Source organism: Mucilaginibacter gracilis (genome assembly GCF_003633615.1).
In the GTDB taxonomy this organism is placed as follows: Bacteria; Bacteroidota; Bacteroidia; order Sphingobacteriales; family Sphingobacteriaceae; genus Mucilaginibacter; species Mucilaginibacter gracilis.
In genome coordinates this window covers 1175172-1188977 of the sequence record NZ_RBKU01000001.1, presented here as the reverse complement: position 1 = coordinate 1188977, position 13806 = coordinate 1175172, and the positions used below count along the sequence as shown (strand labels likewise).

Sequence of the window (13806 nt, the reverse complement as noted above, 5' to 3'; positions counted from 1 at the left end):
TAGAGAACAATATAGGGTTTTTATTTCGTTTTTTGTGTTGTGGTAAATTATTTAATGGTAGATAAATAGTGAGGAAACATTTGGCGCCAAACCGGCCAGTCGTGTGTGCCGTTGCGAATATCTAACCAATGGTTAATATGTTTTTGTTTTAAAATATTCGACAGGCGGATATTTTCGCCTTTGCAAAAATCATCGTGGGCCGTGCCTAAAATAATGTTCATTTGCCACAGGTTGGCCTGGTTGCTTCCGGGCAAAAAATCGGGCGGGTTGTTATAAAAAATATCGTCGTTGTAAAACCCGTTGGTAAACTGTTTAATATCGAACGCGCCACCCATCGAAAATAAATGCGCCACCTTATCGGGATGTTTAAATGCAAAGTTAGCCGCATGGTAACCGCCAAAGCTACAGCCAGCTACGGCTATTTTACTCGCTCCGGTTTCGTACATGGCCCATGGAGCCAGTTCCTGGTCAAGCATTTTATCGTAAGCAACATGAGTTCGCGCGCGGTCGGCCGGGTGGATGGCTTTATTGTACCAGCTTTGCTCGTCGATAGAATCTATACAATATATTTTCACAAGGCCCTGCTCAATAAACCAGCGTACACTCTCAATCAAGCCAAAATCTTTATTTTGATAATACCGCCCCATTGAGGTTGGGAACAGGATAACCGGGTAGCCGCGGTCGCCAAAAATCAACATATCAAGGTGCCGGCTCAGGTTGCGCGAGTACCAACGTTTGTATTCTTCTTTCAATGCCTTTAATTTAGTGTAATATAAGGCTATTGTTTTTAATGTGCAAATGAGTAAATGTGCAGGTGTGTGGATGTGCAAATGTGTGTACTATTAGAAATGGCCTGTTGTATGAAAATATTAAGCATGTAAAATGCTTATCTAACATATTTGCGATGCTTGCTGCTTGTTTTACAAAGATGGCTTACCTTTGCAGCCCTGTTTAATTATTAGCGAGAGAGATGTATCCGAATTTGTTTGTTACCGAAATGGCCATTACCGAAGAAATATTAACATTATCATCCAAAGTGCTGGGGCGCGATGTTACCTGCACCCTGCTAGTGCCTTCGGAATATAATAAAGCCGAAGCCATTAATTTATTGCTGTTAAACGATGGGCAGGAAATTGAAAACCTGCAAGTAAAACTAACCCTGCTTAATTTATATAACGCCCATAAAATTAAGCCTGTTTTAGTTGCTGCCATACACGCCGGAGATGAGCGCCTGCAAGAATACGGTACCGCCGGCCAACCCGATTATAAAAAGCGCGGTAGTAAGGCCGGCCAATACACTCAATTTATAATACAGGAGCTTTTACCTTTTTTAAAGCAAAACACCGGGATTAATGCCTTTGCGTCCACAGTTTTTGCAGGGTTTTCGTTAGGGGGCTTATCCGCATTTGATATTGCCTGGAATAACGCTGATGTATTTGACAAGGCTGGTGCTTTTTCGGGTTCGTTTTGGTGGAGAAGCAAGGGTTTGGACGACGGCTACCATGATGGCGACCGGATTATGCATCATATTATTAGTAATACTCAGGCTAAACCGGAACTGAAATTCTGGATACAAACCGGCACTGCCGACGAAACTGCCGACAGGAATAACAATGGCATCATAGATTCGATAGATGATGCCATTGATTTGATAGGTGAGCTTGAATTAAAAGGCTACACCCGCCCCGCCGATATACAATATCTGGAAGTGGTTGGCGGCAAACACGATATGCCCACATGGGCGCAGGCTATGCCTAAATTTTTAAGCTGGGCGTTTAAGGCCTAAAACTTTAACGACACGCCAACCGAAAAGTAAAATATACTCGACTTATAAGGCGAGCCCGATTCTATACTTTTTGTAATTGCTTTTTCGGCAGCCGTGCTTTGTGGTAAGTTATTTTGTGCAAAAGTATAAGTGGGCGTAAACGAAAACCTGAAGTGCCCGTTTTTATAAACTATGGGTGCCGTTATTTCATAATCTAATAGCTTAAATTGCCCCAGGGCATCGTAATAAGAATTATAGGCGGCATTTACCGCATTGGCTACCTTTTTGCTGATCCGGTTTTTCTTTTCAAGATAACCTGCATAATAGTTTTGCGAACCGGCATTTAACCCCGCCTGCGGACTGATGACTAAAAAGTCATTATCGCTAAAAATGCCTTCAATATCAAAATCGTGGGATAGGTTTGGACTAAATATAAAATCGCTCCCGGTGCTGCTTTTATCAATATTGTAACTTAACAGTACTGCCGGGGTAATTATATCGGCAATATCATAATCAGCGTAAGCTGTAATAACGCTGCTTAGTGACGATGATACTTGTGTACTGTTTGAGTTATAAAACAATTTGGTTAATGATAGGCCACCCTCAAAGTCGTCGGTAAAGCTATGGTCGTAGCCAATTTCTAAATTGCCGCCGTCCAGCGTGTTCTTTTTTCGGTTGGTTACAAAATCCATCGCTCCCGAAAAGTATAGCCCCGATTTTAAGGTATAACTAATAGTTGGCGTTATGCCCGGTGTTGTAATGGTATCGGTACGGCCCAAATAAACGCTGTTGTTAACATAGCTAACGCCGATTTTTAAATGCGATTTTTCTGTACCCGAAGTGTCTGCCGTAGTGGTTGTATCTGTTTGAGCGTAAGCTAAAGATACAGAGGAGCTGAACAAAAAAAGTAATGGTAATTTGTAAAAAAGGTTCATGCAATAGGGTTTAAATTATACAGGTGATGCGTTTGACTATTGGCGTACAAAAAAGTTTAACGTTAAATATTTTTTTATTTTTATTAAACTCTTAAAATAATTATCAGTCATAACATCATAATTAATAAAATACTAATAATTAAACCTCTTTTAAAAAGGAAGCCCAGTAAATATGAAAACCTTAAACCTTATAGTGATTGCCTTAATTTGTTCGGCGGCCACATTTGCACAAACTACACCAGCTACCGGAATGCAAGACCTTCGTAAAGATATTCGCCAAACACGCGATGACAAGACTGCTGCAATTAAGGATGCAAAAGCAGGCGATAAAGTTGACGCCAAGGCTGACTTAAAAGCTGTAAAAGCCGATAAAGCCGCAGTAAAAGCAGATGTCAAAGCACTAAAAGCCGAAGGCGTAACCAAACCAATTGCCAAAGCAAACGCTCAAATTAAAGTTGCCGACGAAAAGAAACTTAACACTGATTTAAAAGCCGCTGCTGCGGATAAAAAAGCTGCCGCTGCCGATATTAAAGCAGGCGACAAGGCCCGCGCCAAAGCCGAATTGAAAGATTTAAAGGCTGAGAAAAAAGATATTAAAAAGGATGTAAGGGAAGCCCGTAAAGATGGTGTTAAGCACCCTGTACGCAAGGCTATATAAATACTATAGTGTTGTAGGATAAGTGTTGTTGTTTTTTAGTTAGAGGCTGTCCCCAATTTATATTTAGGGGGCAGCCTTTTTTGTAGAAACAAGTTTTTGATGCAATTTACTTAAAGCCGTCCCATTCGGCATAAAACTGCTCTAAATAATGCAGCATAAATTGGTGGCGCTGCGCTGCTATTTGTTTGCCCGATGTTGTATTCATTTTATCGGTTAGCAGCAACAGTTTTTCGTAAAAGTGATTAATTGTTGGAGCAGCCGAGTTTTTGTACTCATCTTTACTCATGTTAAGGTTGGGCGCAATATTAGGGTTGTACATTTCGCGGTTTTTAAAACCGCCGTATGTAAATGCGCGGGCTATGCCAATTGCGCCAATGGCATCAAGCCTATCGGCATCCTGCACAACCTGTAGCTCGGGAGATGTAAAAACAATTTCGCCAAAGCTGGCTTTGAACGACATATTGCGGATAATTTGTTGTACATGCTCAACAACCCCGGCATCAACCGCTATGCTTTGTAAAAAGCTTATGGCTAATTGAGGGCCAATCTCTTCGTCGCCATTGTTAAATTTACTATCGGCAATGTCATGCAGTAATGCTGCAAGTTCTACTACCAGCATATCAACAGGCTCTTGTTGGCCTATCAATTGTGCGTTTTTCCAAACGCGTTGTATGTGCCACCAATCGTGCCCGGCTTCGGCACCTTGCAAGGTTTGCTCAACGTATTGTGCTGTTTTATTTATTGCATCATTATTAACCATACTTGCTTATTCGTAATTTACAACAATGGTAGGCAGCATGGTTGCATAATTTAGCGGTACCTGATTTGTAGAAATAATAGGTTTATGCTGCTGTTGATAATCTAAAATAGCCTTTAGTGCAGCGGGTTTAATATCGCCCCCGGTAGGTTTGTAGTTGTAGGTAAATTGGATAACAAAATCATAAAGCTGCACTTCTTTAGGTATTATCCATTTCCCGTTAGAGCGGCGCAAAACATCGGTTGCGGGTTGGGTAAGCATATAATCATCGGCATAGTAAATTACTATGCTGGTTAAAAAACCCTTTCCTTCGGATGTAAACTTAATGATTGCCGTACCCGAAGCCTTGGCCTTAATAATTTGGGGCGAAACTACCAGGTTGTCTTTAAAAAACTGTAACAGGCTATCAATACCGCCCTTAAAAGGAGCGGGCAATTCTTTTTTTACGGTATCAGCAGCGGCTTTTTCTTTTTTTTGTGCAAATGCTGTGCCGCACATTAAAACTACTAATGCTAAAATTAATGTTTTTTTCATTGCTATTCGGGTTTGGGTTCTCTTTTGCTGCCGTCGTACAGTTCGTATTCTAACAAGCGGCAATCTAATTTACCATTGTAAAACTCAATTTTTCGTGCGGCTTTTAAGCCTATTTTTTTTGCCAAATCGGGGTTGCCGGTAAAAATATAGCCTTTGTAGCCCTTGCATTGCTGCTTCATAAAATCGCCAATGCGTTTATATGTCAGTTCCAGCTTAGTATGTACGCCTAAACGTTCGCCATATTCGGGATTAAAAAAAACAACGCCTGGTGTTTCGGGTACTTCTGTGTCGGCAAAATCGCAAACGGCAAAATCAATTAAATGGTCAACACCGGCAGTTTTGGCATTTTTGCGTGCGATATCAACGGCATCGTCGGATATATCGGTGGCAACAATTTTAAAATCTATCTGCTTTACAGCCTTATCTTTTAATATGCGGCGTTCGTTAAAAAAGGCCGTCTCGTCATAACCTAAAATATGCATAAATGCATAATTCATCCTAAAAAAGCCGGGCGGTTTGTCGGTAGCAAGTAAAGCCGCTTCAATAGCCAGCGTACCCGAACCACACATAGGGTTAATAAAAGGCGATTTTTTATCCCAACCCGTAGCCATAATGGTTGATGCCGCCAAAGCCTCAAGCATAGGCGCCTTGCCCGGTATTTTACGGTAGCTGTGTTTGGCCAGCGTTTCGCCGGATGTATCTATAAAAATTTCGGCCTGATCTTCTTGCCAGTACAGGTGGATAACGGCCTTGTTTAATTCCGGGCCCGAATTTGGCCTGATGCCTTTAACACTTTTGATCCTATCAACAATGGCATCTTTAACCTTTACGTTGGCAAATAACGGGGTTAAAATGTGCTCGTTATTAACGTTGGATGTTACCGAAAAATAGCCCGTAAAATCTATCAGTTTTTCCCATTCAATGGTAACTAAATGTTCATACAGTTCGTTGGGGTTTTCGGCCTTAAAGCTGCCTAACGAGTACAGTATCTGGCTAACACAACGCAGGTTAATGTTAAGCGGAATACAATCGGTAACGGTACCTTCAAGCTCAACGCCTGTTTGGAATACCCGTTTAATATCAAAGCCCAGTGCTTCTACTTCGTCCTTTAAATAGGGCGATAACCTTTTGTTACAGGTTAGGATGATTTTGCTTGGAGTGTGGAAAACTTGCATAGTAAAGTTTGCGAATTTACGGATTAAATACTCCCGATTTTATTTCATATCGCTTAACTTTACATTTTTAATTAAACAATTATGGAGATCAAAGGTAAAGTACACGAAGTATCTGTAACCGCACAGGTTACAGAATCGCTTAAAAAGAGAGAACTGATACTTGAATATATAGAAAACCCTCAATACCCTGAGTACCTTAAATTTGAGGCCATACAGGATAGATGCGCATTATTAGACAATGTAAAGATTGGTGAGGATGTGGAAGTTTTCTTTAATTTAAAAGGCCGCCCCTGGACAGACAAGACCGGCAAAAAAACTTATTTTAACTCGCTGCAATTATGGAAAATTAACGTTTTAGGTAGCACTGCTCCTGCTTCGCCAGAGTATGCCGCGCCTGTTAACCTGAGCGCCGCGCCAGGCGAAGACGACGATTTGCCGTTTTAGGCCCCACCCAAACCCTCCCCGTAGGGAGGGCTTTAAATAGTATGCTCTTAAAGTCTCCCCTACCGGGGGAGATTTAGAGGGGGCTGAGTTTATTAAAAAACTATCTTCCCAAACGAGGTTACCAGTGATGCAATCCTTACCGCATCAAAAATACGCTCTTCGGTAGTTCCTAATTTAATAAGCGAGTCTTCGTGCGAATTAACGCACATTTCGCAGCCGTTAATTGCCGATACGGCTAGGCTCATCAACTCAAAAAACTCTTTCCCGGTTACCGGCTTCATCATAATTTGCATACGGATGCGTGCAGGTATTTGGGTGTATTTTTCTTTTTGAGTAAAATGGCGGAAACGGTAAAATATATTGTTTGAGGCAAGTAACGATGCGCATGCAGCAGCTTCGGCAATATCGGCTGCGGCTGCACCCTGCTCTTCGGCATACTTGGTAAAGTAATCGGTAAGTGGTTTATTGTTGTTGTTTACGGCGGTGCTAAGGCCCAGCAAAGCACATTCTTTGGTGCTTAAATGCTCGGAAGTTAGGGTGCTGGTAAAGTTTAATTTCAAATCGCGCAGGTAGCGCGATTCGCCGGCTTCTAATAAGCTTAAGCTACTGGTGCGGTAATCGGCGTTTAAGCCAACGCTTTGTAGTATTTCGGTTATAATATCTGTAGTATCGCTCATGATGGAGTTAAAAGTTATTTGTTATTGGGTTATTAATTATAGCAAAGAGCATCTCGCTTTACTATATTGTCCTAAAAAAAATCCCCAATACTATATAGTAAAGGGGATAGTATATAAGGTGTGTTAATTAGGGGCAATTAAGCGTTTAACGTTTCTTGTCCTTTTTCCCAGTTGCAAGGGCAAAGTTCGTCGGTTTGTAAACCATCAAGTACACGTAAAACTTCTTTAACGTTACGGCCAACGCTCAAATCGTTAACACATACCCAACGGATGATGCCTGTTGGATCAACGATAAAGGTAGCGCGGTAAGCAATTTTTTCGGTAGGCTCTAATATACCTAATTCTTCGGCTAATGATTTTGAAGTATCAGCCAGCATCGGGAATTTTAAATCGCGCAAATCATCGTGGTCTCTTCTCCATGCTGCGTGTACAAATTCCGAATCGGTAGAAGCACCAATTAAACGTGAATCACGGTCGCGGAATTCGCCATAAGCTCTGTTAAATTCGGCAATTTCGGTAGGGCAAACAAAAGTAAAATCTTTTGGCCACCAAAACATTACTGTCCAAACGTTATCGTCATTCACCAGGTAATCAGAAGTTAATGTTTCAAACTCTTTACCTTTTTCAATGCTTACTACAGCGGTTTTAGAAAATGAAGGGAATTTTTGTCCTATGGTTAACATAATTGTAAGTTTTTTTAATTTTTGTTGATACAAATATAGGCAAAATAGCCTCCCGGTATAAATTCTATTATTCTATGGCATATAGCTTTTGTCTATATTAACTATTGGTTATTATAGGTTTTGTAGATAATGGCTTTGTTTATTGTTTTAAATATTTTTAATACATTGCATTACCATGAAAAAAAAACCTATCATCATTATTACAAGTGTTTTAGTGCTGGCGTTATGCTGTTTTTTGTTTATACGAAGCAAGTATTTGCCTAAGCCCGAAAAGAAAGAAGTAATTGTTTTTTTAGATATGTTTAACGCCGACCTGAAGCAAGGCTCGCAGGATACCCTGTTAACTTATTTTGAAGGCAAACAAAATAATAAGCAATTATTAAAACTGCTAAGTGTACTGTCGAACAAAAAGAGTTTGAATGGTCGTGATGCTGCATTGTTTGATGTGAATTTAATAAGTGGTGATAGCGAAATAAAAATACTGAATACCGAGTTTATTGAGGCGCAGGTGCCTGTTGAGTTTAAAGAAAACGGCTCAAACTTAAAGAAAACCGTTATTACAATTAAAATTCGCAAAATATCTGCCGAGAATTTTAAAATCACCCAAATAGATGCGAGGCGGTTTATGAGTGATTATATAGCTTATGGTAAGGATATAAAACATATCATACATAAAGGCACCCCGGCAGATTCGGGTTACCGGCCAATAACCATAGCAGCCTTTAAGGCGGCAGAAATTCTACGCTCAAAATACGACAGCGTAATATGGTTTAACTATGTAAACGAACGTACCTTTTTCTATGTAATAAACGGCAAATGGGATATAAACCATGAATGGTATGAAAAAGATGGCCACACAGAATATGAATTTAAAATGGGTTTGGTAAGCCCGGATATGAAAGAAATAATACCGCTTGAATATGACCTGATACATAACATCAGTGGTACAATAGCTGGCCTGATAGAGGTGGAAAAAAAACATAAAAAGGGATTATACAACATAACAGGCAAAGTAATAGCCCCTGCCGATTACGACCAGATAATACCTTTAACCGGTAACGAAAACCTGGCTGTATTAAAAATGGCATCGGATTATTTTTATTTAAAAAGGGATTTTACCATTAGCCCTAAACTTGAAGACTTTAAAATTACCGATGTATTGCCCCAAATAAAACTCTACAATGCATCGTACACCTTATCCGATTCTACTTTGGATAAAAACAACATAATGGAACTTAACTCGCATGATGAGGACGCTGCTGTGGTAATTCCGCCATCTTACTTGGTAGATTGGAAAATACTTCCTTCTCATTTTTCATTTAATAATCCATTTAGGCCTGGTAAAGAGGGCGATGATGAGGGTTTAACGGCATCATACCAAATAACCTTCGAGAGCAAACACGATGAAGGCAGTTGGCTCCAAACAGCATATTCATCAATAGTTGATAATTACCTGGGTGCGCGATCGGGCTTTTATGAAGAAAAAAAGGTATTGTTAGTTGATAAAAAGCATAACGCCGTATACGGTTACAGTGCTAAAAAAGATTACTCCGACTACGATGATAACTCACATCCACTAAGTGGGAAGTGTGATATCAATAATTTGAGGCCAATTAATGATACCATGTATGAGTTTAAATTCAGTTCATTTTTAGGTTTGCATTTATACAGCGATAACGTATTGCAGGAGGCGCCCACATACCATTATTTAGTTGTAAAAAACAATGTGCTGGACGAGCTGCCTAACCAAAGGCTATTTGGTTTTACCAAATTCATTAAAATGGACGATTCGTATTTAAATGCCTGCTATGTTTATCAGGACAAAAAAACCGCACAATTAACCTCGGATGTTTTACAATACATGAAAAATGAAATATTCGCAGAGTACCATTACCAATTTAAAAACCCTAAATGGACGGAGTTATTTCAAAATACCTTTAATAGGTATAACCGGCAGCTACGCGCAAATGTAGACGACTCCCTAACCGCAATTGATAAATACAACATTAACTGGATAGCCAACAAACTTAAGCAAACTAAACAGCCTCAAACCCTGGCTTCAAAATGAGTGTTACCGGTAAAGTACTGCGTTACCTGGCTTTAGTTTGGATATTGATATTAAGCTTAGGTACTTTTTACCTGTACGGTAATTTTAAAACCGACGAAGGCTTTTTGCTACTTAAACAACTGGCTATAAAAACGGGTTTGTACCTACCCGCATTTTATGCACATATTTTCGGCAGCAGCTTAATATTGCTCATAGGTTTTGCGCAGTTTTCTAAACGTGTGTACAGCAATAAAAAACTGCACCGGTTTTTGGGGAGGTGTTATGTTTTTGGGGTATTGTTGTTTTCGGCGCCGGGTGCCTATGTGATGACTTTTTTTATACACCGGGGTACAGGCGTATTTATTTCGTTTTTGCTGCAAAATACGCTGTGGGTATTGAGCACCATAACCGCCTGGCGCTTTGCCGTAAATGGGCAAATAGCAAAACATGCTTGTATGATGCGCCGCAGCTACGCCCTTGCTTTTGCCGCCGTTACTTTACGGCTGTACATATATCTGTTTACCGTATTTGGAAACGGCGTTAATTTTCAATACAACTATCTCATTATTGCTTTTTTAAGTTGGGTGCCCAATTTACTATTGGTTGAGCTTATTAATTATTATGATAAGGGCAAAGTACCAACGATTGCTGTAAAAGCTTAGTTTTTTAATCCTTTTACAGTTACCACTATTTTACTGGCATGCGCAATGCCGAGGGTTGTGCCGGGTTTAACATTAAGATAGTGTTTTAGATAACCATTGGTGATGGCCGTCATGACACGGTTTTCCGATTCGGCAAACTCGGGCATTTGCATGTTGTGCGATTTACTAAAGTGTAGTACGCCTTTCGAGTCTACCAGTATCACAATAGGGTAATTAAAGTTTTCATATGCTTTGTGGATGGTAACCCTAAAATCGGGAGTTAAGTAGTCATCCGCAGTAGTAATGTTCTCGAGCTCGCTTTTGGTAACGCTTGTTTTAATTACCGATACCAGCGGACTGTTGCTGGTTAACGATGCCGGAATACGTGCGCCGAAGGCATATTTAGGATCAGCGTCGGCCATCTCGGCCTTGTGTTTGATATACAGGGTATCCTGACGGCTCGGCCTCACCAGTGTGGCCGAATCGGTATGTAAAACGTTTTTGATATAATTGTCGGAATATAAGGTCATGTAAATAAACGAGCGATCGTATTGAATCTTCTTGTTCTCCACCTCAAGCACCTGGAATTTGATACTATCCTTTGTGATCTTTTTTACACGCATCCAGGCCCATGCTATGTTAAAAATAGAATCGTGATCGAAAATAACGGGGCAGTTAAAAAACTTCTTCTTTTCGGGACTGTAAATATTAATTGAATCGTCCGACAGGAAAGTAAACTTCCAGTCGGGCTCCAACTGGAAGCCCTGATCGCTAAATGAAACACCCGACTTAAAAGTGCGCCGCACCTCGGTAAAACTAATACCATGCACCAATTTAAATGATGGCTGCGGTTTAACAGGCGCAGGCTTTTGTTTACATGCTGTATAAACTATAGCCATAAGGGCTATTTGCAGTATGAGGTAAAATTGTTTTGTTGGAGTGGTACGGCAGATCATGCTTCAAAAGTAATGTTCGTTTGCGGTTGCTGGAAAATGTTTATGCATTAAAAAGTACAAGGTGTTATTACTTATTTAATGTTTCGTCAAATAATTTATAAATGCGGCTATACTCGTCGGTCCAGCTACTGGGTTCAACAAAGCCATGATCTTCCACCGGGAATACGGCCAGCTCCCAGTTTTTTTTGTGCAACTCAATTAAGCGTTGTGATAAACGCACAATATCCTGAAAGTTAACATTTTGATCTACCATGCCATGGCACATCAGCAAACGCCCTTTAAGGCCATCGGCAAAGTATATTGGCGAACTTAGCTTGTAGGCCTTCTCGTCGTTAAAAGGTTCATTTAAAATATTGGAGGTGTAACCGTGGTTATAATGCGCCCAATCGGTAACGCTGCGCAGTGCTGCACCGGCGGCAAAAACATCGGGCTGGGTAAACATGGCCATCAATGTTATAAACCCACCATACGAGCCACCGTACAGGCCAACATTTTTAGGGTTAACACCGTATTTTTCAACAAGAAGTTTCACGGCATCAACATGGTCGGTTAAATCTTTACCACCCATGTGGCGGTAAATACCCGTGCGGATGTCGCGGCCATAACCCGCGCTGCCGGTATAATCTATCTCCAATACAGTATATCCGTTATCGGCAAGCATGTTGTTAAACATGTACTCGCGAAAGTACGACGAACTCCACTTGTAAAACACATCCTGCAAGTAGCCCGCGCCATGTACAAAAATTACAGCCGGGTGCGATGGCAAGGCATGCGCCGGGGTATAAACACGGGCATAAATATCGGCACCGTAGCGGTTCTTAAACGTAAATATCTCGGGAGAGCGCCACGCGTACGATTTAAATTCGGCACTTACCGAGTTGGTTACCTGTACAGCTTTAGCACCCGGTTTATTGGCCTGGATGAACAGTTCCCAGGGTTTATTAGGGTAGGAGTAGCGGATGGCCAGCCATTTTTCGTCGGGAGATAGTTCAACCTCATTACCGCCTACCATAGCTGTTAGTTTAACCGGGCTGCCGCCAATCACCGGAACGCGGTAAAAAGCTGTTACTCCCGGATGGTCTATATTGGCGGTAAAATAAAAGTCCTTTTTATCGTTTGATAGCTTGAGGCCTTGTACTTCCCATTTACCACTGGTTATTTGTTTCTTTTCGGCGGTAGCCACATCAACAACATAAATGTGCGAATAGCCCGAAGCTTCACTCTGGAAATAAATATGTTGTTCGTCTACCCAACCCAGGTTCCCACTATCATAGCTGTTTATACCCGGGCCGCCAATCCAGGCTTCGTCGCGCTGGCGGTCAAGCAAGCTTAGTTTGCCGGTTTCGGGATCGAGCTTCATGAGCCACCTGTCTTTGTTATCTTCTGCCCATACGGTAACTATTGCGTTTTTGCCGCTTTCGCTCCAATAAGGGCCGGTTATGGTAACCTTACGGTCTTCGTTTTGGGTTTTACGTTCCTCCAATTGTTTGGGATAATCCTTCACATAGTCGGGCAGGTCTTTAATGCCCGGAATATTCTTGGTTACGATGCTATAAACCGTATCACGCTGTAAATCATAAATAAAGCTTTCCGAAGCGGACTGCGGTGTGCCAACCTTGGTTCGGTTAGGTATGTCTTCAGTATACCCCGAAGCAGTTACGTAGTTAGGCACAATAACGTTATGGCTGCCTTCGGCAGGCTTGGTTAGGGTATAAGTAATGTATCGGGTATTTGGGCTAAGTTTTAAATCACTTATTTGCTTGCTATCAATAGCAATTTCCTTTATGGGTTTCACCTGCATGGCTTTGCGCTCGGCAGCAGTTAACTTTTCGTTCTTGGCCTTAGTTTTAATGATGTCGAATATATCAAGCTGCTGATCCTTTAGCCAGGCATCTTGTTTACCTGCAGCCGTTTGGGCTGCTACGGCTCCCCTTGCTCCGCCACCTCCCCCTCTGCGACCGCTACCTGCTGGTGCCGGGGTACTTGCACCTGCCGCGCTTGGACGCGTAAAGTTGGTTAACTGTGTCAACTGCGAACCGTTGAGTTTTAAAGAGAATAGGTTATCGCCCTGGGTGAATATTATCTTCGTTTCGTCGCCGCTGAATGTCGGGTTGCTTTCGCGCTCGGTGGTGCTGGTTAGCTGTTCGGTTTTACCGGATTTTAGATCGAAAACAAAAATGTCGCCATTTTTTTCGTATAATTTAATGGTGTGTTTTTTATTCCAATCGCCGTTTGTGGGGCGCATGGCCCTTCTTTCGTCCAAACTAAGCTTTTGAGGTTTAAGGTTATTGGGCGTGATAGAAAATAGCTCGGCCCTTTCGGCACTATCGGGGTTCCAGGTAAAATAAATATTCCTGCTATCATCGCCCCAGTAAACGTTGGTTGGCGATGTGCCTATCCATTTGGGATTGCGCATGATTTTTTCGACAGTCAATTTATCTAATTTCTGCGCAAACGAACCGGTAGATACAACAAGCAGCAAGCACGTAAAAAATTTCTTCATATCAATAATAAAATCAGTTATTAAATTGCAA

The 13806-nt window shown here is 41.3% G+C and carries 14 protein-coding genes; 5 read left to right on the top strand and 9 right to left on the bottom strand.

Annotation, left to right across the window (positions count from 1 at the left end):
• Window positions 1-47: 47 nt before the first annotated feature.
• The gene (locus BDD43_RS05075) at window positions 48-752 is read right to left on the bottom strand and encodes an esterase family protein (protein ID WP_121196720.1); all 705 of its coding nucleotides are present in this window, start codon (window positions 750-752) and stop codon (window positions 48-50) included.
• 218 nt (window positions 753-970) lie between these two features.
• Between BDD43_RS05075 and BDD43_RS05070 the strand changes: the two genes are divergently transcribed.
• Window positions 971-1786: an alpha/beta hydrolase gene (locus BDD43_RS05070; protein WP_121196719.1), complete on the top strand. Its 816-nt coding sequence runs from the start codon at window positions 971-973 to the stop codon at window positions 1784-1786.
• Here the strand turns inward: BDD43_RS05070 and BDD43_RS05065 are convergent.
• Complete coding sequence (locus BDD43_RS05065; RefSeq protein ID WP_121196718.1) at window positions 1783-2700, bottom strand: hypothetical protein; 918 nt, start codon at window positions 2698-2700, stop codon at window positions 1783-1785. The genes BDD43_RS05070 and BDD43_RS05065 overlap by 4 nt on opposite strands.
• Before the next feature lie 172 nt (window positions 2701-2872).
• Between BDD43_RS05065 and BDD43_RS05060 the strand changes: the two genes are divergently transcribed.
• Window positions 2873-3358, top strand: coding sequence for a hypothetical protein (locus BDD43_RS05060; protein WP_121196717.1), 486 nt, complete (start codon window positions 2873-2875; stop codon window positions 3356-3358).
• Window positions 3359-3464: 106 nt separating this feature from the next.
• On the opposite strand, the gene BDD43_RS05055 is transcribed toward BDD43_RS05060, so the two are convergent.
• From BDD43_RS05055 to BDD43_RS05045, 3 genes are read right to left on the bottom strand one after another with little or no spacing between them, the layout of a single operon-like run.
• Window positions 3465-4118 carry an HD domain-containing protein gene (locus BDD43_RS05055; protein WP_121196716.1) on the bottom strand — a complete coding sequence of 218 codons (654 nt, stop codon included), beginning with the start codon at window positions 4116-4118 and terminating at the stop codon, window positions 3465-3467.
• A 6-nt stretch (window positions 4119-4124) separates the two neighbouring features.
• Entirely contained in the window at window positions 4125-4649 is a 525-nt protein-coding gene (locus BDD43_RS05050; RefSeq protein ID WP_121196715.1) for a hypothetical protein, read from the bottom strand.
• A gap of 2 nt (window positions 4650-4651) precedes the next feature.
• Window positions 4652-5824, bottom strand: coding sequence for a THUMP domain-containing class I SAM-dependent RNA methyltransferase (locus BDD43_RS05045; RefSeq protein WP_121196714.1), 1173 nt, complete (start codon window positions 5822-5824; stop codon window positions 4652-4654).
• Window positions 5825-5905: 81 nt separating this feature from the next.
• Here BDD43_RS05045 and BDD43_RS05040 point away from each other — a divergent pair, with 81 nt between their 5' ends.
• Entirely contained in the window at window positions 5906-6268 is a 363-nt protein-coding gene (locus BDD43_RS05040) for a DUF3127 domain-containing protein (protein WP_121196713.1), read from the top strand.
• A gap of 92 nt (window positions 6269-6360) precedes the next feature.
• Here the strand turns inward: BDD43_RS05040 and BDD43_RS05035 are convergent, their stop codons facing one another.
• Window positions 6361-6945 carry a carboxymuconolactone decarboxylase family protein gene (locus BDD43_RS05035; RefSeq protein ID WP_121196712.1) on the bottom strand — a complete coding sequence of 195 codons (585 nt, stop codon included), beginning with the start codon at window positions 6943-6945 and terminating at the stop codon, window positions 6361-6363.
• Between the two features lie 137 nt (window positions 6946-7082).
• Complete coding sequence (locus BDD43_RS05030) at window positions 7083-7628, bottom strand: peroxiredoxin (RefSeq protein WP_121201883.1); 546 nt, start codon at window positions 7626-7628, stop codon at window positions 7083-7085.
• A 175-nt stretch (window positions 7629-7803) separates the two neighbouring features.
• Between BDD43_RS05030 and BDD43_RS05025 the strand changes: the two genes are divergently transcribed.
• Window positions 7804-9696 carry a YARHG domain-containing protein gene (locus BDD43_RS05025; protein WP_121196711.1) on the top strand — a complete coding sequence of 631 codons (1893 nt, stop codon included), beginning with the start codon at window positions 7804-7806 and terminating at the stop codon, window positions 9694-9696.
• Window positions 9693-10337, top strand: a complete 645-nt coding sequence (locus BDD43_RS05020; RefSeq protein WP_121196710.1) for a DUF2306 domain-containing protein — start codon at window positions 9693-9695, stop codon at window positions 10335-10337. Before BDD43_RS05025 ends, BDD43_RS05020 begins: the two co-directional genes overlap by 4 nt.
• On the opposite strand, the gene BDD43_RS05015 is transcribed toward BDD43_RS05020, so the two are convergent.
• Entirely contained in the window at window positions 10334-11272 is a 939-nt protein-coding gene (locus BDD43_RS05015) for a hypothetical protein (protein ID WP_121196709.1), read from the bottom strand. The genes BDD43_RS05020 and BDD43_RS05015 overlap by 4 nt on opposite strands.
• Before the next feature lie 67 nt (window positions 11273-11339).
• Entirely contained in the window at window positions 11340-13775 is a 2436-nt protein-coding gene (locus tag BDD43_RS05010; RefSeq protein ID WP_121201882.1) for an alpha/beta fold hydrolase, read from the bottom strand.
• Between the last annotated feature and the right edge of the window lie 31 nt (window positions 13776-13806).

Excerpts from the sequence above, each read along its gene's own strand:
- BDD43_RS05070 (WP_121196719.1), top strand. The coding sequence starts at position 971 with ATGTATCCGAATTTGTTTGTTACCGAAATGGCCATTACCGAAGAAATA.
- BDD43_RS05065 (WP_121196718.1), bottom strand. The coding sequence starts at position 2,700 with ATGAACCTTTTTTACAAATTACCATTACTTTTTTTGTTCAGCTCCTCT.
- BDD43_RS05060 (WP_121196717.1), top strand. The coding sequence starts at position 2,873 with ATGAAAACCTTAAACCTTATAGTGATTGCCTTAATTTGTTCGGCGGCC.
- BDD43_RS05055 (WP_121196716.1), bottom strand. The coding sequence starts at position 4,118 with ATGGTTAATAATGATGCAATAAATAAAACAGCACAATACGTTGAGCAA.
- BDD43_RS05050 (WP_121196715.1), bottom strand. The coding sequence starts at position 4,649 with ATGAAAAAAACATTAATTTTAGCATTAGTAGTTTTAATGTGCGGCACA.
- BDD43_RS05045 (WP_121196714.1), bottom strand. The coding sequence starts at position 5,824 with ATGCAAGTTTTCCACACTCCAAGCAAAATCATCCTAACCTGTAACAAA.
- BDD43_RS05040 (WP_121196713.1), top strand. The coding sequence starts at position 5,906 with ATGGAGATCAAAGGTAAAGTACACGAAGTATCTGTAACCGCACAGGTT.
- BDD43_RS05035 (WP_121196712.1), bottom strand. The coding sequence starts at position 6,945 with ATGAGCGATACTACAGATATTATAACCGAAATACTACAAAGCGTTGGC.
- BDD43_RS05030 (WP_121201883.1), bottom strand. The coding sequence starts at position 7,628 with ATGTTAACCATAGGACAAAAATTCCCTTCATTTTCTAAAACCGCTGTA.
- BDD43_RS05025 (WP_121196711.1), top strand. The coding sequence starts at position 7,804 with ATGAAAAAAAAACCTATCATCATTATTACAAGTGTTTTAGTGCTGGCG.
- BDD43_RS05020 (WP_121196710.1), top strand. The coding sequence starts at position 9,693 with ATGAGTGTTACCGGTAAAGTACTGCGTTACCTGGCTTTAGTTTGGATA.
- BDD43_RS05015 (WP_121196709.1), bottom strand. The coding sequence starts at position 11,272 with ATGATCTGCCGTACCACTCCAACAAAACAATTTTACCTCATACTGCAA.
- BDD43_RS05010 (WP_121201882.1), bottom strand. The coding sequence starts at position 13,775 with ATGAAGAAATTTTTTACGTGCTTGCTGCTTGTTGTATCTACCGGTTCG.